This window comes from Cobetia sp. 5-11-6-3 (assembly GCF_013374055.1).
GTDB lineage: Bacteria > Pseudomonadota > Gammaproteobacteria > Pseudomonadales > Halomonadaceae > Cobetia > Cobetia marina.
In genome coordinates this window covers 206,224-231,042 of record NZ_BLWJ01000004.1, presented here as the reverse complement: position 1 = coordinate 231,042, position 24,819 = coordinate 206,224, and the positions used below count along the sequence as shown (strand labels likewise).

The following is a 24,819-nucleotide window of genomic DNA, read 5'->3' as shown; positions in this document are numbered from 1 at the left end:
ATTATTCAAGTCGTATTGAAGATAAGATTGAGGGCTTTTCTCACACAGCTTGCTGCCATTTTGGCTGCTTGATGCATCTTTTGTGCATATAGCGTAGCGGCATGTAAAAAAATGTTTGTAAAGAGTCTGGTTCATTACTTGATTAAGTATTAGAATCGCCATCTTAAAGCGGGAGGCTCATATGGTCATGAAGCCACTAGCCCGCATGGCGCCACTGGTCTGGCGCCATTGAGTATTTCGTTTCATTACATCAAAACCATAAGGAATGACGGTCGAGCGCCAGGGTTGTCGGTAGCTCGGGACGATCAGACCACTCAGGGAATCATGATGTCCTCACTGCTCAATGATATACAGAGTGTCAATCTCTCCTATCTTCTTCTCGTGCAGCGTTTGCTGGCCGAAGATGTCGATATGGCAAGGGTACGTCTTGGCCTCAGTCAGGAAATGGCAGATTTATTGTCCGGGATGAGTGTCAGTCAGCTGGTATCGCTGTCTTCCTGCAATCAGTTGTTGTGTGAGTTGGCCCTGGATGATGCGGCTCAGCTCAAGGGAGTGCTTCAGGGGGGGCGCGACCAGGATTTCGGTGCCATGCACACGGCCATGTTGTTGAATGCACGTCAGGCGGGCTCGGTCACCCGCCTGGGCGGTGCTGGACAATGAGTCAGAAGAGTCTGGTGGATGAATTGCAGCAGCTGCAGCTGGCGGTCGAATTGATCGAGCTGGGGGCTCGTCTGCAGGTGCTCGAGACAGAGACGGAAATCAGTCGTGCGCGTCTGGTGAAGCTGTACAAGGAGGTGCGCGGCGTCTCCCCGCCCAAGGGCATGCTGCCGTTTTCCACGGATTGGTTCATGACCTGGCAGCCCAACCTGCACGCGTCCCTCTTCCATGGCTTCTATCGTCGCCTGCGCTCCCAGGGTGTGCCGCGCATGGATGCCTTCGTCAAGGCGTATCGCTTCTACCTCGAGCACGTGGGGGAGGAGGAGCCGGTACTGGCGCTGACCCGCGCCTGGACACTGGTGCGCTTCTTCGAGAGTGAACTGCTGGACCTGGCGACCTGCCAGACCTGTACCGGCCACTTCGTGATTCATGCCCATACCCCCTCGCATGATTACGTGTGCGGTATCTGCCAGCCGCCTTCCCGTGCCGGGAAGACAGCGGCGCGTCGCAAGGCTCGGGAGCAGGACATGCAGCGCGAGGCACTCGCGGTCAAGCTCGGCTGATGCGCCTCTTGGTCCCTTTAGTGTCACGATAGAAAGGCTCGCCTCCCGGTGAGCCTTTTTTGTTGCCCTGAGTGCGGCAGCGACACGTCTCTGGTTGTGGGCGCTCTCACGTCTTGTGCCTGCAACGGCCGGCAAGGCAATGCGTGAACGTTTTCCCACATGACCCTCAAGACCTCCCGCGTGCGGCCGATAACCGTTGAGACGTGAGGTCGATCGCATGCCAAGGGGGTGGTTGTGTTGCTTTTCATAGGTTATCTGGTGGTGATCGGGTCGACCCTGGGCGGGTATCTGATGGTGGGGGGGCATCTGGCGGTGCTGATGCAGCCTGCTGAGCTGTTGATCATCTTCGGCTCGGCGGTAGGTGCCTTCCTGGCGGGCAATAATGGCAAGGCCATCAAGGCGACCGGCAAGGCGTTCTCCAGACTCAAGCGAACGCGGGGTTACAACAAGTCGTTGTACATGGAGGTCATCAGCCTGCTGTATCTGCTGCTTTCCAAGTCGCGCCAGCAGGGCATGCTGGCCATCGAGCAGGATATCGACAATCCCCAGGAGAGTGCGCTGTTCGCGGAGTATCCGCGCGTGCTGTCGGACCCGATTCTGATGAACTTCATCACGGATTATCTGCGCTTGATGGTCAGCGGCAACATGGACCCCTTCGAGCTGGAATCCCTGATGGAGCATGAGATCGAGACCTTCAAGCACGAGACCGAGATCCCGGTCCATTCGTTGTCTGCGGTGGCGGACGGACTGCCTGCCTTCGGGATCGTGGCTGCCGTCATGGGGGTCGTGCATGCGCTGGCCTCCGCGGATCAGGGCGCTGCTCAGCTTGGCGTCCTGATCGCCAATGCCATGGTCGGCACCTTCCTGGGGATTCTGCTGGCCTATGGGTTCGTGACGCCGGTGGCCAACAAGATCCAGCACGAAGTGCATGAGGCCGTGAAGATGATGCAGTGCATCCGCGTCATCCTGATGGCCTCGCTCAATGGCTATGCGCCGCAGATTTCCGTCGAGTTCGGCCGCAAGGCGCTGTTCACCGCCGAACGCCCCAGCTTCAATGAGCTGGAAGAGCATGTTCGCGACATCAAGAACAAGGGAGCCGGCTGACATGAGCGCAAGCATCCTGACGACGGGGACGCCGAGACACGGGGAGGCGGCGCATGAGTGAGACGCGCAGACCGATTGTCATCAAGCGACCCAAGATCGTGAAGGGCCATCACGGTGGCGGCTGGAAGATTGCCTACGCCGATTTCATGACGGCGATGATGGCCTTCTTCCTGGTGATGTGGGTGATCTCGAATGCCTCTGATGAAGACCTCAGGGAAATCTCCGACTACTTCGGTGCGCCGCTGGAAATCTCGCTGCTGGGCGGTGATCGCAACTCCGCCTCCAGCAGTGCCATTCCCGGTGGGGGATTCATGGCCGAGGAAGTCCAGGGGGAGAAGGGCGCGGATGTCTCGCGCATGCAGCGTCAGGCACTGGCGGAAGAGGCGCGTTTCGCGGATATCCGTGACGAGATCGACAGCATCATGTCGCAGCAGATGCGTGAAGACCCATCGCTTGCTGAGCTGCGCGAGCAGCTGCAGATCGAGCTGACCGCGGAAGGTCTGCGTATCCAGATCACAGACAGTGATCAGCATCCGATGTTTGCCCTCGGCAGCAAGCAGCCCTCGGCACAGCTTTCCCAGCTGCTGTCCCTGCTGGCGCCGATTCTGGCGCGTCTGCCCAATCACCTGAGTATCACCGGACACACCGACAATCGTCCCTTTGTCGGTGAGGGAGGCTATGGCAACTGGGAGCTGTCCACTGATCGTGCCAATGTCGCGCGCCGAGTGCTGGTCGCGCATGGGCTGGCGGTGGATCGCATCGTGCGTGTCGTCGGAATGGGGTCACGCATCAGTCTGGACAGCCAGGACCCGCAGGCCGCCGTGAACCGACGCATCAGCCTGATGGTGCTCAGTCACACCGCCTATCGCGAAATCACTGACAGCAACGGGGTCAATCCGCGCCCGGCAGAGAACATCGACAGCCTCAGGGCGCGCCTCGAACAGCTGGCAAGTCCGGTGCGCGTGACGAATCCCGTCACCGACAGCCCCGTCGCCTCCACGCTGGACAGCTGAGTGCGCTCAAGGCGCCTCGTGTCAGAACTGAAGCGGCGCCGCTTCCCGTGTGATAGCGCAATGACAGCCAGCGAGAACATGCATGGATATCAGTGAGTTTTACGACACCTTCTTCGAGGAGGCGCAGGAGCTGCTGGCCGAGATGGAGCGCCTTCTGCTGGCGCTGGATGTCGAGGCGCCGGATGCCGAGCAGCTCAATGCGATCTTTCGCGCGGCCCATTCCATCAAGGGCGGTGCCGCGACCTTCGGCTTCACGGTCCTGCAGGACACCACGCACCACCTCGAGAACCTGCTGGACCGCGCCCGCCGTGGCGAGTTGCGGTTGAGCATTCAGCATATCGATCGCTTTCTGGAGACAAAGGACATGCTCGACGACCAGTTGGCGGCCTATCGCAATGCCCAGTCCCCCGACCCCGAGGCCTACGCGCATATCGTCGCGGTGCTCAAGCAGCTGGGCGAGGAGTCGTCGGTGATTGATGCCCCGAGCGCATCAGTACCATCTGACATTGATGGCTCGGACGCTCCAGGGCTGTCAGGCGGGCAGTCTGCGCCAGTCGACAGCGATATGGCCCCGCCGTCTGCAGTCGAGCCACAGCCCCGCGCCGACGCCAGCCTGCCGCTGCTCTCGGTCACTCTGATGTTCGTCGCCGATCGCGAGCGTGAACTGCTGATCGAAGAGCTGGCCAACCTCGGTGAGGTCATCTCCAGCAGCGGTGACGAGCAGGTGTGTCGCGTGGTGGTGAGTACCACGGTCAGCGCTGAGGAAATCGAGGCGGTGCTGTGCTTCGTCATCGAGCCGGAGCAGATTCTGATCGAGCCAGCGACGTCTGCTCCATCAGCGGAGGTTGATGGCGTAGCTGATGGCGGAGTGGGTGGCGTAGCGGATGGGCAGGTTGAATCGCTGGCTGAAGAGCTGACTGAAAAGCAGGCCGAGGACGTTGCCGACGGCATGGCTGACGACGCAGCGGTCGAACTTGCTGACCAGCCAGCGCCTGCTGAAGCGACAGTCGACACAGGCTCTTCGGCAGGTATCTCTTCCGCTGGCGCGGCAGAGACGCCTTCCGCTGCCGTGGCAGGGCCATCTGCCGCTACCCCGGCGAGTGGCGAGCGACGCAGCCAGCCGGGGCGGCGCGCCACTGATGCGCCCACCGAGCAGGGCTCCATCCGCGTCGGCGTCGACAAGGTCGATACCATCATCAACCTGGTCGGGGAGCTGATCATCACCCAGTCGATGCTGGAACAGACGGCATCGGCGACCACGCCGCCGGATCAGGCGGCACTGGTCAGTGGCATCAGTCAGCTGCAGCGCAATGCACGCGATCTGCAGGAAGCGGTGATGTCGGTGCGCATGATGCCGATGGACTACGTGTTCTCGCGGTTTCCGCGCCTGATACGAGACCTTGCCTCGCGGCTGGGCAAGCAGGTCGAGCTGGTCAGCCAGGGGCATGACACCGAGCTGGACAAGAGCCTGATCGAACGCATCATAGATCCGCTGACCCATCTGGTGCGCAACAGCCTCGATCATGGCATCGAATCGCCCAGCGAGCGTGAGGCGAGTGGCAAGAGCGCCCACGGCACCCTGACGCTGTCTGCCCGCCATCAGGGCGGCAATATCGTCATCGAAGTGATGGACGACGGCGCCGGACTCGATCGCGCGCGTATTCTGGCCAAGGCGCGTAGCAACGGCCTGACGGTCAGCGATGGTATGAGCGACGACGAGGTCTGGCAGCTGATCTTCGCCCCCGGCTTCTCGACGGCCGAGCAGGTCAGTGACGTCTCGGGGCGTGGAGTCGGCATGGATGTGGTCAAGCGCAACATCCAGGCGCTGGGCGGGCATGTGGAGCTTGCCTCCGTGACCGGGCAGGGTACCACCACACGCATCGTGCTGCCGCTGACGCTGGCGATCCTCGAGGGCATGGCCATTCGCGTCGGGGAGGAAATCTACATCCTGCCGCTGTCGGTGGTGGTGGAGTCGTTGCAGCCGCAGGCCGACATGCTGTTCAGCATGGTCGGCAATGATCGCCTGCTGAAGGTGCGGGACGAATACCTGAGCCTGGTTGCCTTGCATGAGGTATTCGCGGTACCTGGCGCCCAGACCCAGCCCGAGCAGGGCATCGTGGTGGTAGTGCAGGGCAAGGGGCGCCACTACGCCTTGCTGGTGGATGAGCTGATCGGTCAGCAGCAGGTGGTGGTCAAGAATCTCGAAAGGAATTATCGCAAGGTGCCAGGCGTCTCTTCGGCGACGATCCTGGGCGATGGGCGGGTGTCGCTGATTCTGGATGTCTCGGACCTGCATCGCCTCGCCAACCAGATGCCAGCGGTGCAGAGGCAGGCAGAGGTCGCCACTGAGTCTGCCATGCCACGGGGCGCCATCATGCCCCAGGGCGCCATTGTCAGCTGAGGCGCTGGCCGTTCACTGGTCGCATCCTCGCCCCTTGCGCCTCGGCGCGAAGCGTCACCCCATCACAGACAGGAGATGAGCATGTCTCACACTCAAGTTGCCGCGGCGCAGACGTCCAATGTCGGCCTGGCGCAGGACCACGCCTCCAAGGTCAATGACGGCGGCGAATACCTGGTATTCAGCCTCGGCGAGGAGCACTACGCCGTGGATATCCTCAAGGTGCAGGAGATTCGCGGTTACGAGAACGTCACGCGTATCGCCAATGCACCGGCCTTCATCAAGGGTGTGACCAACCTGCGTGGCGTCATCGTGCCGATCGTCGATCTGCGGCTGAAGTTTCAACTGGGGCAGGCCGAATACACGGCGCAGACGGTGGTGATCGTGATCAATATTGGTGAGCGTGTGGTCGGCATCGTCGTCGATGGCGTCTCCGATGTGATCAGCCTTGCGGCCGATCAGGTGCTGCCGCCGCCGGAATTCGGTGCGCGCATGAACAGTGACTTCCTGGCGGGGCTGGCGACCGTCAATGATCATATGCTGCTGATCATGGATATCGAGCACATGATGACCAGTGATGAAATGGCGCTGATGGAGCCCGCGGCGCAGCCGGCATGACCTACTGTCTCGCGGCATGAGTCAGGCGCAAAGCGCGGCATGTTGCCTGCGGCGTGTGCTCGCCTGATCTCGCGAGATTTTCCCCCCGTTTCGTCTCGAGCGCCGCTGGCCTGCTGGTCAGCGGCGCTCTTGCGTTCAAGAACGGCCGACAGCGGCCGATAAGGTGTGCACCACAAGGTCGTGGGCGGCTGTACCGGGCAATGACGGTCATGCTGCCGGTCAGTGGTCTCGCCGGGTCAATGACGATCACGCTGTGACGAGTACGAGGCTAAGCAAGGGCAATGCGAAACAATCAGCCGGTGACGGCAAGGGAATACCCCATTGGTGAGCATGACTACCTGATCTCGCGTACTGATCTCAAGGGACGCATCACCTACGCCAACTCTGTCTTCATCGAGGTCAGTGGCTTCACGCGTGATGCCTTGATCGGTGCGCCGCACAATCTGGTGCGCCACCCCGACATGCCAGAAGCCGCCTTCGAGAATCTTTGGTCGACGCTCAAGCATGGCGAAAGCTGGCAGGGACTGGTCAAGAATCGACGCGAGAATGGCGACTATTACTGGGTCGACGCCTGTGTGACGCCGCTGATCGAACAGGGCGAGGTGATGGGCTTTGCCTCGGTGCGCGTCAAGGCCAGTCGCGAGCAGATCGCCCGGGCTGAGCAGGTCTACGCGGGCCTCAAGCAGGGCAAGCGCGACTATCGCTTGAGCAAGGGTCGCATCGTGCGTGCTGGCCTCATAGGGGCCTTCAAGCGCCTCACCCAGTGGCGCATGGCGCCGCGTATCGCGCTGCTGGCCGCACTGCCGCTGGTGGCCGGAGCCATGATGGGCAGCGAGCTGCTGCAGGTGCTGGCCGATAGCCAGGCGCATGCCCGCGCGGTGCTGACCCAACTGTCTGCCGAGCTACCCGCGGCGCAGCTGGCGACGCTCGAGCAGCGCCAACAAGCGCTTGAGGCGAGCCATGCGCGTCTGCAGTGGGGTCTGTGGGCCGCCTTCGCTGGCGTGGGCGTGGTGTCGCTGTGGTTGGCGCTGCGTACCTACCGCAGTCTGGTTCGTCCGCTGCGCAGCACCCTGGATTTCGCGCGCCAGATCGCCGCGGGCAATCTTTCCCAGTCGATGACGCTGGCGGGCAATGATGAGATGGCACGCCTGGTGCGAGCGCTGGACAGCATGCGCAAGTCGCTGGTCGGCATCGTCAGCGAGGTCAATGCGGGCATCAATGTGGTCAGGCCTGCCGCTGGCGACATGGCGCACGGCAATCAGGAATTCTCGGCGCGGGTCGAACAGCAGGCGGCATCGCTGGAAGAGACGGCGGCCAGCATGGAGCAGATGACCGGCACCGTGCGCCAGAATGCCGACAATGCCATCCAGGTCTCGCAACTGGCTGATCAGGCCACGCGCTCCTCCAATGAAGGTGGCGAGGCGATGCAGGCGGTGGTGGTGCGCATGCAGGGGATTACCGCCACCTCTGAAAAGATGGCCGACATCATCAAGGTGATCGACTCGATCGCCTTCCAGACCAACCTGCTGGCCCTCAATGCCTCGGTGGAGGCCGCACGCGCCGGTGAACATGGCCGCGGCTTTGCCGTGGTGGCCGGTGAGGTGCGCAATCTGGCCTCCCGCAGCGCCGAGGCGGCGCGCGAGATCAAGGCGCTGATCGATACCACCCAGCGGGAGATCAGCGATGGCGGTGATCAGGTCGAGGCGGCGCGCGGCACCATGGAGGCGATCGTGACCGGCATCTCGCGGGTCAATGATCTGATCGCCGAGATCTCCTCGGCCTCGCGTGAGCAGAGCGGCGGCATCGAGCAGATCAATACCGCCATCAACGAGATGGACCAGGCCACTCAGCAGAACGCCCATCGTGTGATGAGCAGCGCCCATCTGGCGCAGGATCTCGAGCGTTCGGTCGCGGGGCTGTCGCATGCGGTCAACGTCTTCCGCTTTGGCGGCGAAGGCCCGGAGCAGATTCCCGCACGCCTGCCGGGGGACGCCTCAGCCGAGCAGACTTCTTCCGTGCACGCTCAGGCCGCGACTCGAGCGCATGTGCCTGGCGGCTCACAGGGTCCGCGACGGTGACAGATCTCACGCCGCCACCCGTCTGGTCCGCCCCATCGCCGGCCTCCCATACCCTCGGGCGGGACCTGGTGATGACCGATGACGACTTCGAGCGCATCGCGCGCCTCATCTATCAGCGCGCCGGCATCGTGCTGGCGCGTCACAAGCGTGAGATGGTCTATAGCCGTCTGTCGCGCCGGCTCAGAGTGCATGGTCTGACGCGTTTCCATGACTATCTGACCATGCTGGAGGCCAGCCTGAGTCGCAGTGATCACGACGAGTGGCCTGCCTTCATCAACTCGCTGACCACCAATCTGACCGCGTTCTTTCGCGAGCCCCATCACTTCGTGATGCTCGAGAACTTCCTGCGCGAGCGCCTGCAGCGCCAGACGTCGAGTCAGCGAGCGCCGCTGCGTATCTGGTGTGCGGCCGCCTCGACCGGGGAGGAGCCCTATTCCATCGCGATGGTGCTGCGCGAGGTGTTGGGAGCCGCGGCGAATCAGGTCGAGCTGATCGCCACCGATATCGACACGGACGCGCTGCGGGAAGCCGAACTCGGCATCTACCCCTTCGAGCGCATCGCCAAACTGGGTGAGCAACGCTGCAAGCGCTTCATGCTGCGTGGCAGCGGCAGTCGCCAGGGACTGGTGAGGGTGCGCCCGGAGATCAAGCAGCTGGTGCGCTTTCGCCACCTGAATCTGCTGGATAGCCACTGGGATCTCGGTAGCGGCTTTGACGTGATCTTCTGTCGCAACGTGATGATCTATTTCGACAAGCAGACCCAGTCACGCCTGCTGGACCGCTTCGCACTGATGCTCAAGCCCGATGGACTGCTATTTGCCGGCCATTCCGAGAATTTCTCATGGCTCAATGATGCCTTCACGCTGCGTGGCCAGACGGTCTATACCCTGTCTCGCCCCCCCCAGGGAGAGGGTCTGATGCGTCGTGATGGCCGGTGATGATTCCCTTTCCTTTACCCACTCTCCAGGAGTGTCTGGATGCCTACCCCCGCTTCATCGTCATGCTCGGTCTCAAGGTCAAATGCAGGTTCAAGGCCAGATTCGAACTCAAGTGCAGCTGCTGGCGCAGGCATGCCCCGGGGCGGGGCGGGGCGCATGATCCGTGTGCTGTGTGTCGATGACTCCGCGCTGATTCGTGAGTTGATGGCCGAGATCATCAATGCCCAGCCTGACATGCAGGTCGTGGCCACCGCGCCGGACCCGCTGGTCGCGCGAGACCTGATCAAGCGCCACGATCCGGATGTGCTGACGCTGGATGTGGAAATGCCGCGCATGGATGGGCTGGATTTCCTCGAGCGCCTGATGCGTCTGCGACCGATGCCGGTGGTGATGGTGTCTTCGCTGACCGAGCGCGGCGGGGAAATCACTCTGCGTGCGCTGGAGCTGGGCGCGGTGGATTTCGTCTCCAAGCCGCGCCTGGGCATACGTGGCGGCATGCTCGAGTATGCCGAGACGATTGCCGACAAGATTCGCGCCGCCGCGCGGGCGCGTATCCGGCCTGTGGGTCGCGCCGTGACGTCGCCATCGGCTGGCGGTGCACAGGCCGACTCGGTTCTGTCCAATTCGACCCTGTCCAATCCGGCTCAGTCCAATCCATATCCATCCAGTCTGGCAGACAGGTCATTCGCCGCTTCGGTCAGTCAGGGCACGGTCAGTGCGCCTGCGGCCGCTGTGGCCAGCCGCCGGCCATTGCTGTCGAGTGAGAAGTTGATCGCGGTGGGGGCCTCGACCGGCGGGACCGAGGCGATACGCGCGGTATTGCAGTCATTGCCGGCGGATGCGCCGGCCATTCTGGTGACACAGCACATGCCGCCAGGCTTCACGCGTTCATTCGCCGAGCGCCTCAATGGACTGTGTCGTATCGCCGTCAAGGAAGCCGCGCACGGTGAGCGCATTCTGCCGGGGCACGCCTATATCGCGCCTGGCGACGCCCACCTGACGCTGTCGCGCAGCGGAGCCAACTATGTGGTCACCCTTGACCAGCGTCCGCCGGTCAATCGTCACCGCCCGTCGGTGGATGTGCTGTTCGATTCCGTGGCGCGGGTAGCCGGTCGCAACGCCGTGGGCGTGATCCTCACCGGCATGGGCCGCGATGGCGCTCGGGGGTTGTTGCAGATGCGTGAAGCCGGCGCCCACACCATCGCTCAGGACGAGCAAAGCTGCGTGGTCTATGGCATGCCGCGGGAAGCTGTCGAGCTCGGGGCCGCGGAAAGCGTATTGCCGCTGAGTCGCATCAGTGGGCATCTGCTCCACCAGGTACAGCTGGCCGGGCGTTCGCAGCGCGTCTAGACCGCTTCGATCTGCCTGGGCCTGGATGTTATGTGGGTGTGAGTCGCCGGCAAGGAGAAGAAGGGCGCAGAGGATAAAGTCTGCCTGCTTGTGGCCGATAACCCCCTCACAAGGCTGGAATTTTCAGCCGTCCCCTCATGTGATTATGGAAGAGAGCCCGACCGCTGATGGCCGACAAGAACCTGCGAATCCTCGTCGTCGACGACTTTCCCACCATGCGTCGGATCGTGCGTAACCTGCTCAAGGAGCTTGGCTTCACCAATGTGGAGGAAGCCGAAGATGGGCAACAGGCCCTGGAGTTCCTGAATCAAGGCAGCTTCGAGCTGGTGATCTCCGACTGGAACATGCCCAACCTCGATGGGCTCGAGATGCTCAGACGCGTGCGTGCCAATCCCGCCACGGCCACGTTGCCGGTGCTGATGGTCACCGCTGAGGCCAAGAAGGAAAACATCATTGCCGCCGCCCAGGCCGGTGCCAGTGGCTATGTGGTCAAGCCCTTCACGGCGGCGGTGCTGGAAGAGAAGCTGGGCAAGGTCTTCGAGAAACACGGCCTCTGAGCCATCGGACCACGCTGGTCGCGCCGCGCTGATCAGGCAAGGCTGGCCCGCTCAGCGTGGTTGGTCACATCAAGGAGGGTGTCATGAGTCATCTGGAATCATCATCTGAACCCCAGTCATCCTCGGGCGCTGATCCTGGTGTGATGGCGCGCGATGGGGCAGCCAACCTCGCTAGGACAGGGGACAGCAGCGAAGACCTGATTCGGCGTATCGGCCAGCTGACGCGCATGCTGCGCGACAACATGCGTGAGCTGGGGCTGGATCGCGAGATCGAACGTGCTGCCGAGGCGATCCCCGATGCTCGTGATCGCCTCAATTACGTGGCCAGCAAGACAGAGCAGGCAGCAGATCGTGCCCTCAATGCCTGTGAGCGAGCCCAGCCGCTGCAGGATGCTCTGGCCAGTGAGGCGAAGTCGCTCAGCGGGCGCTGGGATGCCTGGTTTGCCGAGCCGGTGGCCCTGGATCAGGCGCGTGAGCTGGTGATCGACACGCGTGCCTATCTGGCCGTGGTGCCTGATCAGGCCAGCGCCACCAACAGTGAATTGCTCGAGATCATGATGGCGCAGGATTTCCAGGACCTTACCGGTCAGGTGATCAAGCGCATGATGGATGTCATCCAGCAGATCGAGATGCAGCTGTTGCAGTTGCTGCTCGACAATGTCCCGGAGAGCCATGCACGTTCGGCGATGGCGTCTTCGGGACAGGCCGCCACCACGTCGGCCGCTGCAAGGCTTCCGGCAGCAGAGCTTTCAGCCTCGGCGCTGGACGATCAGGAAGCCCCCATCACCGGAGACGTCCAGTCTGGCGCCTTGCTCAATGGCCCCCAGGTGCGAGCCGATGCGCCGGGGGTCGTCGCCAGTCAGGATGAGGTCGATGACCTGCTGGATAGCCTCGGCTTCTAGCGCCTTTCTTGTTAGTAGCACCTGCTGGGTCTTGTGCTTCATAACCTCGTCCTTCATATCCTTGCCCTTCAACTCTTGTCCGTCATGCCCTTGCCTGCCACGCCCCGTGTGGTGGGCAAGGGCGTTTTTGGGCGCTATTCCGCGCTTTGATCCCTGCTGCGTTTGCCACAATGAGGCCATTCTCGGCATGATGCGTTCGCCGTGCCGCCAGTGAGAACAAGTGCCATGCACATCGGCAGTCCAGGCAGATGCGATCAGAGGCAGGCGGAGTAGCCGGTGGCTGACGAGCAGAGTAGCGACGACAAGACAGAAGAGGCCACGCCCCACCGAATACAGAAGGCCCGCGAGGAAGGGCAGGTGCCCCGCTCGCGAGAGCTTGCGACCTTTCTGTTGCTCGGCGGAGGTGCGGCAGGCCTGTGGCTGTTGGCCGGGCCGCTTGGCGACACCCTGGAACGTGTGCTGGGCGCCTCGTTCGGCTTTGATCGCGCTCAGGCACTCGACAGTCGCGTGATGCTTGCCAATGCCTTGATGCTGGGCCAGGAGGCCTTGCTGGCACTGTTGCCGTTGTTCGCCCTGCTGATGGTGCTGGCGCTGGTCGGCCCGGTGCTGCTGGGCGGCTGGATGTTCTCCACCAAGTCGCTGGCGCCGTCGCTGGGCAAGCTCAATCCCGTCAAGGGGCTGGGCAGGATGGTGTCCTCCCAGGCGCTGGCCGAGCTGCTCAAGACCATCGCCAAGTCGATACTGATCGGTGGCGTGGTGGTGATGTATCTGCATGCCCAGCGCCAGGAATTGATGGCGCTGATGATGATGCCGCTGGGCAACGCCATGGCGGATGCGCTGGCGATCGTGGCGCGCTGTACGGCGCTGGCGATATTGATGCTGATCGTGCCGACGCTGATGGATGTGCCGTACCAGCTGTGGAGTCACGCCAAGAAGCTGCGCATGAGCCTCGAGGAGATCAAGCGCGAGCACAAGGAGACGGATGGCGACCCGCAGATCAAGGCGCGCATCCGTCAGCAGCAGCAGGCCATGGCGCGTGCGCGCATGATGAGCGCCGTGCCCACTGCCGATGTCATCGTCAACAACCCGACGCACTACTCGGTGGCGCTGGTCTATCACGAGGGCGACATGCGCGCACCGCGGGTGGTGGCCAAGGGGCGTGATGAGGTGGCGCTGCGCATTCGCGAAGTGGGCGAGGCGAACGGCGTGCCGATGCTGAGTGCGCCGCCCCTGGCGCGTGCCCTGCACACCCATGTCGATCTGGAGCAGGAAATTCCCATTGCGCTCTATCAGGTGATCGCCGAGGTGCTGGCCTGGGCAATGCGACTCAAGCGGGCCCGCAACCAGGGTGGTCTTCGCCCGAGCCTGCCGGCAGATCTGTCGGTTCCCGATGAGTATCAGGTGCCCGAGGAGGTGCAAGGGACGGCTGAGGCGGCTGGTCCGCCTGGCGCCGTGCGTGATGGCGGGAAGCCGGCAGCCGAACTTGAGGTTTCAGCCGCAGGCGCGCCGCCCTCTGACGCAATGTCTTCTGATCATGATTCTGATGATGCCGGGGCGGTTTTCCAGCCTAGCGCCAAGCCTGAACCGGACGCTGACGCGACGACGGATCCTCGTGCCGGAAGTTGAAGATTGCAGTCGATGACCGACGCTGATGACCGAACTTGATAGCCGATCTTGATGACCGTGCCTGGCAGCTGATGCTGCAAGCCGAATTCCATGACTGACCGCCATTTCCGCTCCCCAAGCCCGGGCCGCTGCGCGGCACGCGCAACGTCCTTCACGATCGATGAGCCGCTTGCATGAATACCTTGCTGACACTGTTTGACCGCGTGGGGCTCAACACCTCCAGCCAGCTGAAGGTGCTGGCCGGGCCGCTGCTGATCATGATGATACTGTCGATGATGGTGTTGCCGCTGGCGCCCTTCATCCTCGATCTGCTGTTCACCTTCAATATCGCGCTGTCGATCATGATCCTGATGGTCAGCATGTTTGCGCAGAAGCCGCTGGACTTCTCGGCCTTCCCCGCGGTGCTGCTGTTCTCGACCTTGCTGCGCCTGTCGCTCAATGTCGCCTCGACGCGGGTGGTGCTGCTGGAAGGGCACAACGGCGGTGACTCGGCGGGCAAGGTCATCGAGGCCTTCGGGCAGTTTCTGGTCGGCGGCAACTTCGCCGTCGGTCTGGTGGTATTCTCGATTCTGGTCATCATCAACTTCATGGTCATTACCAAGGGTGCCGGGCGTATCGCCGAGGTCGGCGCACGCTTCACGCTGGATGCCATGCCCGGCAAGCAGATGGCGATCGATGCCGACCTCAACGCCGGCCTGATCGGCGAGGACCAGGCGCGCGAGCGCCGCCGGGAAGTGTCGCAGGAATCCGATTTCTTCGGCTCGATGGACGGTGCCAGCAAGTTCGTGCGCGGCGATGCGGTGGCGGGGCTGGTGATCATGGTGGTCAATATCATTGGCGGACTGATCATCGGGGTCGGTCAGCACGACCTGAGCATGTCCGATGCGGCGCGTACCTATACGCTGCTGACCATCGGCGATGGTCTGGTGGCCCAGATTCCGTCGCTGGTCATCTCGACCGCCGCGGGCGTGATGGTGTCGCGGGTCAATACCAATGAAGACGTCGGTCAGCAGATGATCGGCCAGCTGTTCAAGAGCTCGCAGGTGCTGTGGTTGGCGGCTGGCGTCATGGGGCTGCTGGGTCTGGTGCCGGGCATGCCCAACATGGTCTTCATTCTCTTCACCTTGCTGCTGGCGGGGCTTGGGTGGTGGGCCGCCCAGCGCGAGAAGGAGGTCAGCAGCGAGACGAAGGAAGAGGCGGCGCCCGCGCCTGCCGCGGCCGTACAGGAAGTCAGCGAGGCCAGCTGGGATGACGTGCGACTGGTGGAGCCGCTGACGATGGAGGTCGGTCATCGCCTGATCGCGATGGTCGACATGCGTCAGGGCGGTGAGTTGCTGGCGCGCATCAAGGGAGTGCGTCGCAAGTACGCCCAGGAGATCGGATTCCTGCCGCCGGTGGTACACATCCGCGACAACCTCGAGCTTGGGCCCAATCAGTATGTCATCAGCCTCAAGGGTGCCGAGGTCGGGCGAGGCGAGGCCTATCCGGGCCGCTGGCTGGCGATCAACCCGGGCAAGGTGTCCGGCAAGCTGCCGGGCGTGGCCACCACCGAGCCGGCCTTCAGCCTGGCCGCCACCTGGATCGAGCCGGAAACCCGCGAGCAGGCACAGGTCTATGGCTACACGGTGGTCGACACTCCGACCGTGATCACGACCCACCTCAATCATCTGATGACCCTCCATGCCGATCAGCTGCTCGGGCGCAGTGAGGTCAGCAAGCTGCTCGAGAAGCTGGGTCCGCAGGATGGCGGCCTGGTGGAGGAAGTGGTGCCGGCCTTGATCAGTCAGGGCACCCTGCAGCGTATCCTGCACAACCTGCTGGATGAGGAGGTCTCGATCCGTGACATGCGTACCATCCTCGAGGCGCTTGCAGAGCATGCCCCGCACAGCAAGGACCCCAATGACCTGACCGCCATGGTGCGCGTCGCGCTTGGACGCGCCATCACCCAGTACTGGTTCGGCGCCGAACGCGTCCTGCGCGTGATCGGTCTTGAAGCGCAGCTTGAGCAGGTGTTGATGCAGGCCTTGAGCAGCGGCAATGCGCTGGAGCCCGGTCTTGCCGATACCTTGATGCAGCATGCCGAGAATGCCGTCGCCGCGCAGGATGCCAATGGCGAGCCCAGCGTACTGGTGGTCGGGCATGCGCTTCGACCCTTGGTGGGGCGTTTCCTGCGTCGTCGCTTCAAGAGTCTGGCAGTGTTGTCCCAGGCAGAGATTCCCGATGACCGCGAGCTGCGGGTCACCCAGATGATCGGGGGTCGTGCGGCGTGACGCCAGGGCAGCGCGACTCACCACCGAGCAAGACAACAACAAGCCGCAAAGGCAGACAAGTGCGACAGGGAGGGCGCCGGCAAGGGGAGTGTCGAGCGTCTGCAGCAAGATGGATCTGAAGGAGTCAGCGGTGCAGAGAAGAACGCGAGTGGTGACAGGGTGGAGGACACTCAGGGCGGGAATAGTGTCGAGAGCGAAGCTGAGTGCGGAGCCTGGAAGCAGGACAGCACCGATGGCGGCCTTGATGACAGCAGCAGCGCTGGGGGCAGCGGCGCTGTCCACGCCGGCGCAGGCAGCCAGCGCGGCGGTGATGATGTCCGTCGAGTCGCTGACCATCGCTCAGCGGGGGCATTGGTATATGCGCCCTCTGGCAGTGGCAGATGCCGTGCGTGATTCCGGGCTGATGGCGCCAGACAGGACGCGCGTCACGGCGATTCACTGGCGCTATTCGCTCACGCGGGCGCCGGGGGAGTGGCAGGTCATGCTCTGCCTAGAGGAGCGCTGCGCCATGCTCGCGGCGCGGCGTGGCAAGTTGACCCTGCCCACCCGGGAGCTGGCGACGGCGCCTTTCTCGTTGAAGGTCTATCGCAATGGGCGTGGCGTACTCAAGCCGGCGGCACATCTGGATGACATCCAGCTGGTGATCGATGTCGAGAGTCTGGCAAGCGCATGACAGCTAGTCGTTGGCAGCGAAAGGGGAATGGCTTCGGCTGGCTGGCGATGAATGACTGGTATGAGGCGCTGAATATCGCTGGCTGATTGGCTGGCGAGTGGCATGAATCAGCAGTCTCTGGAGGCTCGGCAGAATGCCGGGCCTCGCGTGTTTCTGGGTCAATAAAGGGAAAGGCAGTCGAGGTGTGCAGCCCGCGGGCCTCACGCCTTGGGTACTCAAGTCAGGACGCTCAGGCCAGGACAGTCTGGTCAGAACAGTCAGGCCGAGACGTTCAGGCGTGAGCCTCCCGCTGCCGGACGTCCATCGGCGCCGTAATGGCTGGGTGCACGTTGATGCAGGCTGTCGAGAATCTTGCTGTGCAGGGCCATGCGCTGACCGATCAACTCACCATTCAGGCGATTGCGTGCCTGGGCGCGGCGCGTCAGCGTTACCAGATGCCACCACTGGGTGGCCAGTATCGGCTGGCTGGCGAGCACCGTATGCAGCTCCAGTGGGTCATTGCTGAGCCCTGCGCTGCTCAGCCAGCCGCGGCGGCGGCTCTCCAGCGCTTCCAGGCGGGCGGCGTTGGCCAGCTTGGCTTCCCGCGAGGCGTCAAGATCTGCCGCGCTCGGCAGGCGCTGGCCCAGCAGGCGCTGTTCTTCCTCGAGCAGGGCGATGAAGTCATTCAGCTCTTGCTCGAGGCCGGAAAAGATTTCGCCCAGCAAGGCCGTCGAGGCGTCATCGAGTGTCATGCGTCACCTTCGAAGGCATCGATCAGCCCTTGTGCGATGCGGTCGACATCGATCTTGATGCTGCCATCGGCAATGGCCTGCTTGAGGCTGTCGACGCGCGCTTGGTCGATGTCCTGGCCCGCATCGATCGCGCTGCTGGAAAGCTCGACCTGGGTGGAGTCGGCCGTGGAGGTCGCCGCCGTGGTGGCGGTGGTGTCCCTGGCTGTCTCGGGACGCAGTTCGCGCGGGGCTTGGGTGTCGCTGCGCTGTATCGGGCCGCCATGTTCAATCTTCATTGACTGTCCTCTCTGGCCGTCGGGCCGGGCTCGACGGAGCCTGTCATGGATGGGTTGCGTGCGTCATCTGCGCGCTTGAATCGACTATCGGCCATGCCTGCACAAGCTTTACCCCACACAGGCAATATGGTCCCTCAGGGATGAGGTATCTGGTGCGGGTGGCGGCTTGTCAGTAGCAGGCATTTCGGCCTTTGAGCGTCAGTGTCTCGTTCCGGCGCGTCAGCGTGTCGTGTCTGGCCGCGCGCAGTCAATAGACTGGCTCGGGGTTGGCACGGCTCAACTCAACTCAACTCAACAGAAGTCATCATGGCGCTACCCGCCGTGGCCCGATGACGCGGGCGCGCATCCAGTCGCCCGGAGCGAGTTCGATACGGATGCGCTCATCGAGCCCCCCGGCCTCCAGTGCCCGTGCACTGCGCTGCATGCTGAAACCCGTGCCGCTGACCTGATAGGTCACGGTATCGCCGAAGTTTACCAGCGGGATGGCGCGCACGCTGTTGCGGGTGATGACCTCGCCGGCGCGCAGGCGGCGGCGTACCTCGAAGCCTGACAGTGCCGCGGCGCTCTCGAAACCATTGCCACGCAACTTGCCCAGGGCTGTCAGTACCGGCGTCAATCTCGCGGGTGCCAGCAGGGTGCCGCTCGCAAGCGGCTGTGGCGTGCTCAAACGCCAGGCGTAGCGTTCCATACGAACGCTGACGATATGTTGCTGGCCGTTGGCGCACAGTAGCTGCAGGCGTTTGAGGCCCGGTGTATGGCGGTCACTGCGCGCGGCATTGAGGCTCAGCTGGGGTGCCAAGCAGTCTTTCAGGCGGGCGGGCAGGCGACGCAGCTCGAGTTGTACGGAGGCCTCGCCGGGCGCGCTCAGCGGTGGCTCGCCGGGCATGCGCACCCTGACGGGGCCGCTGTCCTCGGCAGTGAAGAAGTCGCTCAATTGCCAGCGCAGGGACTCGATGGCGCGTGTCTGCGCGTCTTTGACTGAAGGCGCTGTTGTTGAGGCTATTGATGAGGCTGTTGCTGTTGCTGATGCCTGGGCGGCAGACGGCTGAATGGCAGAGTCGATAGCATCCGAGGTGTTGGCATGCACTGCGGCCCCCGCGGGCAGCAGGGCCAATAGCCCGGTGCTGGCGATGGTGCGCCACAGGCCTTTTGTCGTCGTCACTCTTCTTGAAACAGACAGTCCTTTTGCCGCCGTCAGGCCTTTCGCTACGCTGATTTTCGGCATGCTGTCTCTCATCGCGAGTGGCGTCCGGGGCGGAAGGCGGGTTCAGGCCCCTGATTCAGGGCGCTGGATCAGTGCCGCGAGAGATTGTAATCCGCCCCCGACACCGGCATGGCCAGAAATAGCCGCGATAAAGTGGCTTGTTCTTACCTTCATCCTGGCGCTGGCTGACTATTCTCAGTCCTGCTTTCCGTCATGCTCCCTTACGCGTGAGCTGATCGATGGATGTTCCCTTGCTCACATCAGGGCGAGGTGCCGACAGCGGAGCACTTCCATGTTTGATCGACTTGATTCTCTCATGAGCTTTCACCAGCAGGCGCTGGGCCTTCGTGCCGAGCGTCAGCAGGTGCTGGCCACCAATATCGCCAATGCCGACACGCCCGGCTATCTGGCGCGCGATATTGACTTCTCCGCCACTCTGGCCAAGGTGACGGCGGGCAATGCCGCGCCGGGGTCGCTTGCGCTGAACACGACCCAGCCAGGCCATCAGGCTGCCAGCGGGGCGGGACTGTCGCAGGGCGCGGACCTGCTCTATCGCGTGCCGACACAGCCGAGTCTGGATGGCAATACCGTCGACATGGATGTGGAGCGGGTCAATTTCGCGGACAACAGTCTGCATTACGAGGCCAGCCTTGAGCTTCTGACCGGCAAGATTCAGGGCCTGCGTCTGGCCATGCAATCGGAGAACAGTTGATGGCAGCGTTCAGCATCTTCAACGTCGCGGGTTCCGCGATGGCAGCCCAGTCGCAGCGCATCAATGCTGTGGCCAGCAACATGGCCAACGCCGACAGCGTGGCGGGCACGGATGGCAAGCCCTATCAGGCGCGTCAGGTGGTGTTCGAGTACGCGCCCCTCGCGTATCAGGCCAATGCGTCGCTTGCGACGGCCAACCTGGCCGGTGGCAGTCTGGCGACACAGATGGCGTCGCGCAGTGTAGGCCTCGGTGGCGTCAGAGTCAGCTCGGTGGAGTTGAGCGATGCCCCGGCGCGCCAGGAGTATCGACCCGATCACCCCCTCGCCGACGAGCAGGGCTATGTGACCTTCTCCAATGTCGATCCGGTCGCCGAGATGGTCGACATGATCGCAGCCTCCAAGTCCTACGAGGCCAATGTCGAGGTCTTCAATACCTCCAAGTCTCTGCTGCGCAAGACGTTGACGCTGGGTGACTGACACTCGCTCAGGGCCTTGGCCTTCTGACCGCTTCATCTGATTTCGGGTAACCGCATGGCGACGCTAGACACCAGTGTGCTCAACAGCATCAACCAGACCACCACGACCTCCGGCGTCACCGACAGTACGCAGTCGGTGAGCAGTACCGAGGAGCTCAATGATCAGTTCATGACCCTGCTGGTGGCGCAGATGCAGAACCAGGATCCGATGGACCCGGTGTCGAATTCCGACCTGACCGCGCAACTGGCCCAGATCAGCACCGTCAGTGGTATCGAAGAGCTCAATACCACGCTTGAGGGCATCACGGCGCAGATTTCCAGCAATGAAGCACTGCAGGCGGCCAGTCTGCTCGATCAGGGTGTGCTGGTCGGCGGCAATGTGGTGCTGGTGGGTAACGCGACCTCGACACCCTTCGGTCTTGAGTTGGCCGACGATGTCGACAACGCCACCGTCGAGGTGCTGGGCGCGGATGGCAGCGTGGTCAAGACCTTCGAGTTGGGCGCAATGGAGGCGGGTATTCATGGCTTCGTCTGGGACGGTTTGCTGGATGATGGCACTGAAGCCGCCGATGGCTCCTACCAGCTGGCCGTGACGGCCGAGCGTGCAGGGGAGAGCTATGACGACCTGCAGATGCTGAGTTACGGCGTGGTCAGTGGCGTCAATCAGACCGATAGCGGTGCTCAGCTGGACCTGGGCCCGATGTTGGGTGTCGTCAGTCTTGACGCCGTGCGTCAGGTGCTTTGATCTGAGCCCATGGCGTCGGGACAGCGCCAGTGAGCCCGCCGGACGGGCCTCCAGTTTCAGGCCGTTTGGCCGCCCCCCCCGAGCTCGCTGACAGGTCTCGGGCTTTCATTTTCATCGTGAGCAAAGGGATAGACCATGGCGTTTTCACAGGCATTGAGCGGCTTGAGTGCGGCGGCAACCAATCTGGATGTGATCGGCAACAACATCGCCAACTCGGAAACGGTAGGCTTCAAGTCCTCCGAGACCCAGTTCGCGGATCTTTATGCCAGTTCTCAGGCGGCGGGTATCGGGGTCCAGGTAGCCTCCATCTCCCAGGACTTCTCGACTGGTTCATTGGAAACCACTGGGCGTGATCTCGATATCGCGATTTCCGGCGAAGGATTCCTGCGCTTTGCCGACAGCAGTGGTCAGGTGGTCTATTCGCGCAATGGCCAGCTCAATGTCGATGCCGATGGTTACATCGTCAATACGCAGGGTGCCCAGCTGACGGGCTATGCCGGCGAGCGGGTCACTGGCGAGCCCGTCGTGCTGCAGGTACCGACCGCGCCCTTGGAGGCCAGTGCGACCCAGGACAACCTTGCCAACAGCATCTTTGGCGCGCAGATATCCATCAATCTGGATTCTGAAGCCGAGCCGACCGAGACGACTTTCGATCCCATGGATCCGACCAGCTATGACTACGCGTCGTCGATGACCGTGTATGACAGCCTGGGAAGTGAGCATGTCGTGACGTCGTTCTATACCAAGACCGGCAGCAACAACTGGGACGTTCAACATGTGATGGACTTTGCAGGCAAGTCGGCCGAATACCAGTCGGATGTGAATGCCGGCATCACCCCGACGGTGGATTTCGCTGTCCAGGTGGAGCAGATAAGCTTCGGCACCAATGGCCAGCTGAGCAGCGACTATACCCAGTCAGCAAAGACCTACACCCTTTCGAACGGTGCCGAAGACATGAACTTCAGCATCGATCTGACAGGTAGCACCCAGTACGCCAACGACTATGAAGTCACCTCGATATCTCAGAATGGCTACACCTCGGGCAGCCTGGTGGGGATCTCCATCGACGGTAACGGGCGGGTCATCGGCAGCTACTCCAATGAACTGACCCAGACGCTGGGCACCATTTCGCTGGCCAATTTCGCCAACGATCAGGGCCTCAAGCCTAACGGCGACAACAGCTGGCTGGCAACCGCGGAATCCGGTGAGCCGCTGGTCGGCGTGCCGGGCGAGGGGGTGTTCGGTGATGTGGTCTCGGGTGCGGTGGAAGCCTCCAACGTCGACCTGACCACCGAGCTGGTCGATCTGATCATCGCCCAGCGCAACTACCAGTCGAATGCCCAGACCATCTCGGTGCAGGACGAAGTCCAGCAGACCGTGATCAACCTGCGTTGATCCGGGCTGACATGATGCCATGTCGCCTGACAGCGCCAGCGCTGCGCGCGTTATCTGACCAGATCGGAGTCGGCTGATGGACAGAATGCTCTACACCGCCATGAGCGGCGCCCAGCGCAGCCTGGCGGCTCAGGATGTCGCCAGTCATAACCTGGCCAACCTCTCGACCACCGGCTTTCGCGAGATGCTGACGCTGTCGCGGGCGGTGGATGTGCAGGGCGAAGGGTTGGCGACACGCGTCTCCAGTCAGCTGACTACCGCGGGCGCCTCGATGACCCAGGGCACGATCCAGACCACGGATCGCGCGCTGGATGTCGCGCTGGACGGCCCCGGCATGCTGGCCGTGCAGGGCGCGAATGGCGAGGAGCTCTACACCCGCAACGGCGCGCTGCAGATCGATGCCGATGGTGTCCTGACCTCCGGCGGCTTGCCGGTTATGGGCGATGGCGGGCCGATCGAGCTGCCGCTCAACGCCATCGTGCATATCTCCGCCGATGGCAGCGTGAGTGCGCGCTCGGCGGCGGATGCACCTGACACCATGGTGCTGCAGGCCCAGCTCAAGCTGGTCAATCCCGAGGCCATTCCCGGTAGCCCGGCGCTTGTGCGCGGCGAGGACGGCTATTTCCGTCAGCCGCCGACTGCGGCGGGAGAGGCTGCGCCACCGCTGGCTGCCGACCCGCTGGTGCGGGTCGTCTCCGGCGCCCTGGAGAGCAGCAACGTCTCGGCGACCGACGCGATGGTCGCCATGATCAACAACGCGCGCAGTTTCGAGATGCAGATGAAGAGCATCGATACGGCAGAGCGCATGGCCGAGCGTGGCAACAGCCTGCTTGGTACCGACTGACCCCGTAATCACGGCGGAGCCCCCTGATGATTCGTGCCCTATGGACAGCCAAGAGCGGCCTTGAAGCTCAGCAGATGCAGATGGATGTCACGGCCAACAACCTGGCCAACGTCTCGACCAATGGTTTCAAGCAGTCGCGCGCGGTGTTTGAAGATCTGCTCTACCAGAACATGCGCCAGCCCGGCGCTGCCTCCTCTGCCACCACCGAGCTGCCCTCGGGGCTGCAGGTGGGCACCGGGGTGCGCACCGTGGCCACCGAGCGTCTGCACATCCAGGGCAATCTGGAGCAGACCGAGAACTCCAAGGATGTCGCGATCAATGGTCAGGGCTTCTTCGCGGTGATGCTGCCGGATGGCACCAATGCCTATACCCGCGATGGCTCCTTCCAGCTCGACAGTACCGGCCAGATGGTCACCGCCAGTGGCTACCCGCTGGACCCGGCGATCGTCATTCCGGCCAATGCCCTGAGTGTCGATATCGCCTCCGATGGCGTGGTCAGTGTCACCCGGCCCGGTTCCACCAACAGCACCGAGGTCGGTCAGCTGCAGCTGTCCACCTTCATCAACCCGACGGGCCTGTTCAGTCGCGGCGAGAATCTGTATTCCGAGACCGACGCCTCCGGGCCGCGCAGTGACAACGTGCCGGGCTTCAATGGTGCGGGCACTCTCTATCAGGGCTTCGTCGAGACCTCCAACGTCAACGTGGTGGAAGAGATGGTGGGCATGATCCAGAACCAGCGTGCCTACGAGATCAATTCCAAGGCCGTGACCACCACCGATCAGATGCTGGAGCGTCTGGTCCAGATGTAAGGGTTGTCGCATGTCGCTTTCGCGTGATCTCCCGGTGGTGGCACTACCACCCCTGTCAGCTGTTTGCCCACGCCAGAATGGCTTGGCGATGCCTGGAGTGGCGTTGCCTGGCTGGCGTCGCCTGCGCCGCGCGCTGGCCGGATTGGCGATGCTGGCCATGACGCTGGCAGGGGCCGGGTGTGCCCATATCCCCAGCGAGCCGCTGGTCGATACCACGCCGATGGAATCGACGATGCAGCCGCGTCCGGAACCGATGGCCAATGGCGCCATCTTCCAGCCGCTGTATGGCAACCAGCCGCTGTTTGAGGATCGCCGTCCGCGTGCCATCGGCGACATCATCACCATTCTGCTCGATGAGAATGTCAGCGCCAGCAAGAGCTCGGCCAGCAATGCCAGCCGCGACGGCAGCCTCGGTTTCTCGCTGACCGCCATCCCCGATTTCATGACGGGGCTGCTGGATGGCACCGATGCCGATATCGAGGGCGAGAATGACTTCACCGGCAGTGGTGGCTCGAATGCCAACAACAGTTTCACCGGCACCATCACCGTGACGGTCAGTCAGGTGCAACCGAACGGCAATCTGGAGGTGCGCGGCGAGAAGCGCATCGCGATCAATCAGGGCACCGAGTCGATTCGTTTCTCCGGGGTGGTCAATCCGCGCACGATTTCCTCGGCCAATACGGTGCAATCCACCCAGGTTGCCAGTGCACGCATCGAATATGTCGGTGATGGCTATATCAACGAGGCGCAGAACATGGGCTGGATGCAGCGCTTCTTCCTCAATCTGGCGCCGTTCTGAGTCTGGTGTGCTGATTGCTGCGGCCTGTTCTGCAGAAGATTGCCTCGCCCTGAATGGCTCGTCCCGATTTCTCACCATGCTGT

General features: G+C 62.7%; 24 protein-coding genes. 21 read left to right on the top strand and 3 right to left on the bottom strand.

The window, feature by feature from the left end; all coding sequences use genetic code 11:
- Window positions 1–327: 327 nt before the first annotated feature.
- The 14 genes from flhD to HXS66_RS08980 all read left to right on the top strand — a co-directional run bounded on the left by flhD (window position 328) and on the right by HXS66_RS08980 (window position 16,747).
- Complete coding sequence (flhD, locus tag HXS66_RS09045; protein ID WP_255303174.1) at window positions 328–660, top strand: flagellar transcriptional regulator FlhD; 333 nt, start codon at window positions 328–330, stop codon at window positions 658–660.
- Window positions 657–1,220, top strand: a complete 564-nt coding sequence (gene flhC, locus HXS66_RS09040; protein WP_136937757.1) for a flagellar transcriptional regulator FlhC — start codon at window positions 657–659, stop codon at window positions 1,218–1,220. The genes flhD and flhC overlap by 4 nt, the downstream gene beginning before the upstream one ends.
- A gap of 234 nt (window positions 1,221–1,454) precedes the next feature.
- Window positions 1,455–2,324 (top strand): flagellar motor stator protein MotA, encoded by an 870-nt coding sequence (motA, locus tag HXS66_RS09035; protein ID WP_077376180.1) that lies wholly within the window; start codon window positions 1,455–1,457, stop codon window positions 2,322–2,324.
- Between the two features lie 53 nt (window positions 2,325–2,377).
- Window positions 2,378–3,337 (top strand): flagellar motor protein MotB, encoded by a 960-nt coding sequence (gene motB / locus HXS66_RS09030; RefSeq protein ID WP_176503358.1) that lies wholly within the window; start codon window positions 2,378–2,380, stop codon window positions 3,335–3,337.
- An 82-nt stretch (window positions 3,338–3,419) separates the two neighbouring features.
- Entirely contained in the window at window positions 3,420–5,738 is a 2,319-nt protein-coding gene (cheA, locus tag HXS66_RS09025; protein ID WP_176503357.1) for a chemotaxis protein CheA, read from the top strand.
- A gap of 75 nt (window positions 5,739–5,813) precedes the next feature.
- Window positions 5,814–6,353 (top strand): chemotaxis protein CheW, encoded by a 540-nt coding sequence (locus HXS66_RS09020; RefSeq protein ID WP_176503356.1) that lies wholly within the window; start codon window positions 5,814–5,816, stop codon window positions 6,351–6,353.
- 281 nt (window positions 6,354–6,634) lie between these two features.
- Window positions 6,635–8,431 (top strand): PAS domain-containing methyl-accepting chemotaxis protein, encoded by a 1,797-nt coding sequence (locus HXS66_RS09015; protein ID WP_176503355.1) that lies wholly within the window; start codon window positions 6,635–6,637, stop codon window positions 8,429–8,431.
- Between the two features lie 71 nt (window positions 8,432–8,502).
- Window positions 8,503–9,369: a CheR family methyltransferase gene (locus HXS66_RS09010; RefSeq protein ID WP_176503354.1), complete on the top strand. Its 867-nt coding sequence runs from the start codon at window positions 8,503–8,505 to the stop codon at window positions 9,367–9,369.
- 156 nt (window positions 9,370–9,525) lie between these two features.
- Window positions 9,526–10,719, top strand: coding sequence for a chemotaxis response regulator protein-glutamate methylesterase (locus HXS66_RS09005; RefSeq protein WP_176503353.1), 1,194 nt, complete (start codon window positions 9,526–9,528; stop codon window positions 10,717–10,719).
- A gap of 167 nt (window positions 10,720–10,886) precedes the next feature.
- The gene (gene cheY, locus HXS66_RS09000; RefSeq protein ID WP_131432094.1) at window positions 10,887–11,276 is read left to right on the top strand and encodes a chemotaxis response regulator CheY; all 390 of its coding nucleotides are present in this window, start codon (window positions 10,887–10,889) and stop codon (window positions 11,274–11,276) included.
- A gap of 143 nt (window positions 11,277–11,419) precedes the next feature.
- A complete protein-coding gene (gene cheZ / locus HXS66_RS08995; protein WP_176503451.1) occupies window positions 11,420–12,178 on the top strand; it encodes a protein phosphatase CheZ in 759 nt (252 codons plus the stop codon).
- A gap of 276 nt (window positions 12,179–12,454) precedes the next feature.
- A complete protein-coding gene (flhB, locus tag HXS66_RS08990; RefSeq protein ID WP_176503351.1) occupies window positions 12,455–13,804 on the top strand; it encodes a flagellar biosynthesis protein FlhB in 1,350 nt (449 codons plus the stop codon).
- A gap of 173 nt (window positions 13,805–13,977) precedes the next feature.
- Window positions 13,978–16,074, top strand: a complete 2,097-nt coding sequence (gene flhA, locus HXS66_RS08985) for a flagellar biosynthesis protein FlhA (protein ID WP_176503350.1) — start codon at window positions 13,978–13,980, stop codon at window positions 16,072–16,074.
- 232 nt (window positions 16,075–16,306) lie between these two features.
- Window positions 16,307–16,747, top strand: coding sequence for a flagellar protein FlhE (locus HXS66_RS08980; protein WP_176503349.1), 441 nt, complete (start codon window positions 16,307–16,309; stop codon window positions 16,745–16,747).
- Between the two features lie 257 nt (window positions 16,748–17,004).
- Here HXS66_RS08980 and HXS66_RS08975 read toward each other — a convergent pair whose 3' ends face one another.
- The 3 genes from HXS66_RS08975 to flgA form a co-directional block, all read right to left on the bottom strand.
- Window positions 17,005–17,478, bottom strand: coding sequence for a flagella synthesis protein FlgN (locus HXS66_RS08975; RefSeq protein WP_176503348.1), 474 nt, complete (start codon window positions 17,476–17,478; stop codon window positions 17,005–17,007).
- A complete protein-coding gene (flgM, locus tag HXS66_RS08970) occupies window positions 17,475–17,753 on the bottom strand; it encodes a flagellar biosynthesis anti-sigma factor FlgM (RefSeq protein WP_176503347.1) in 279 nt (92 codons plus the stop codon). The genes HXS66_RS08975 and flgM overlap by 4 nt, the downstream gene beginning before the upstream one ends.
- A gap of 304 nt (window positions 17,754–18,057) precedes the next feature.
- A complete protein-coding gene (gene flgA, locus HXS66_RS08965) occupies window positions 18,058–18,687 on the bottom strand; it encodes a flagellar basal body P-ring formation chaperone FlgA (RefSeq protein ID WP_176503346.1) in 630 nt (209 codons plus the stop codon).
- A 562-nt stretch (window positions 18,688–19,249) separates the two neighbouring features.
- Between flgA and flgB the strand changes: the two genes are divergently transcribed.
- The 7 genes from flgB to HXS66_RS08930 all read left to right on the top strand — a co-directional run bounded on the left by flgB (window position 19,250) and on the right by HXS66_RS08930 (window position 24,736).
- The gene (gene flgB, locus HXS66_RS08960) at window positions 19,250–19,669 is read left to right on the top strand and encodes a flagellar basal body rod protein FlgB (protein WP_176503345.1); all 420 of its coding nucleotides are present in this window, start codon (window positions 19,250–19,252) and stop codon (window positions 19,667–19,669) included.
- Window positions 19,669–20,145, top strand: coding sequence for a flagellar basal body rod protein FlgC (gene flgC, locus HXS66_RS08955; RefSeq protein ID WP_176503344.1), 477 nt, complete (start codon window positions 19,669–19,671; stop codon window positions 20,143–20,145). Before flgB ends, flgC begins: the two co-directional genes overlap by 1 nt.
- A 54-nt stretch (window positions 20,146–20,199) precedes the next feature.
- A complete protein-coding gene (locus tag HXS66_RS08950) occupies window positions 20,200–20,889 on the top strand; it encodes a flagellar hook assembly protein FlgD (RefSeq protein WP_176503343.1) in 690 nt (229 codons plus the stop codon).
- A 135-nt stretch (window positions 20,890–21,024) separates the two neighbouring features.
- Window positions 21,025–22,284 (top strand): flagellar hook protein FlgE, encoded by a 1,260-nt coding sequence (flgE, locus tag HXS66_RS08945; RefSeq protein ID WP_176503342.1) that lies wholly within the window; start codon window positions 21,025–21,027, stop codon window positions 22,282–22,284.
- Window positions 22,285–22,360: 76 nt separating this feature from the next.
- Entirely contained in the window at window positions 22,361–23,128 is a 768-nt protein-coding gene (locus HXS66_RS08940) for a flagellar basal body rod protein FlgF (RefSeq protein ID WP_176503341.1), read from the top strand.
- A gap of 26 nt (window positions 23,129–23,154) precedes the next feature.
- Window positions 23,155–23,937 carry a flagellar basal-body rod protein FlgG gene (gene flgG / locus HXS66_RS08935; protein ID WP_176503340.1) on the top strand — a complete coding sequence of 261 codons (783 nt, stop codon included), beginning with the start codon at window positions 23,155–23,157 and terminating at the stop codon, window positions 23,935–23,937.
- 88 nt (window positions 23,938–24,025) lie between these two features.
- Window positions 24,026–24,736, top strand: coding sequence for a flagellar basal body L-ring protein FlgH (locus HXS66_RS08930; RefSeq protein WP_176503450.1), 711 nt, complete (start codon window positions 24,026–24,028; stop codon window positions 24,734–24,736).
- Window positions 24,737–24,819: the final 83 nt, after the last annotated feature.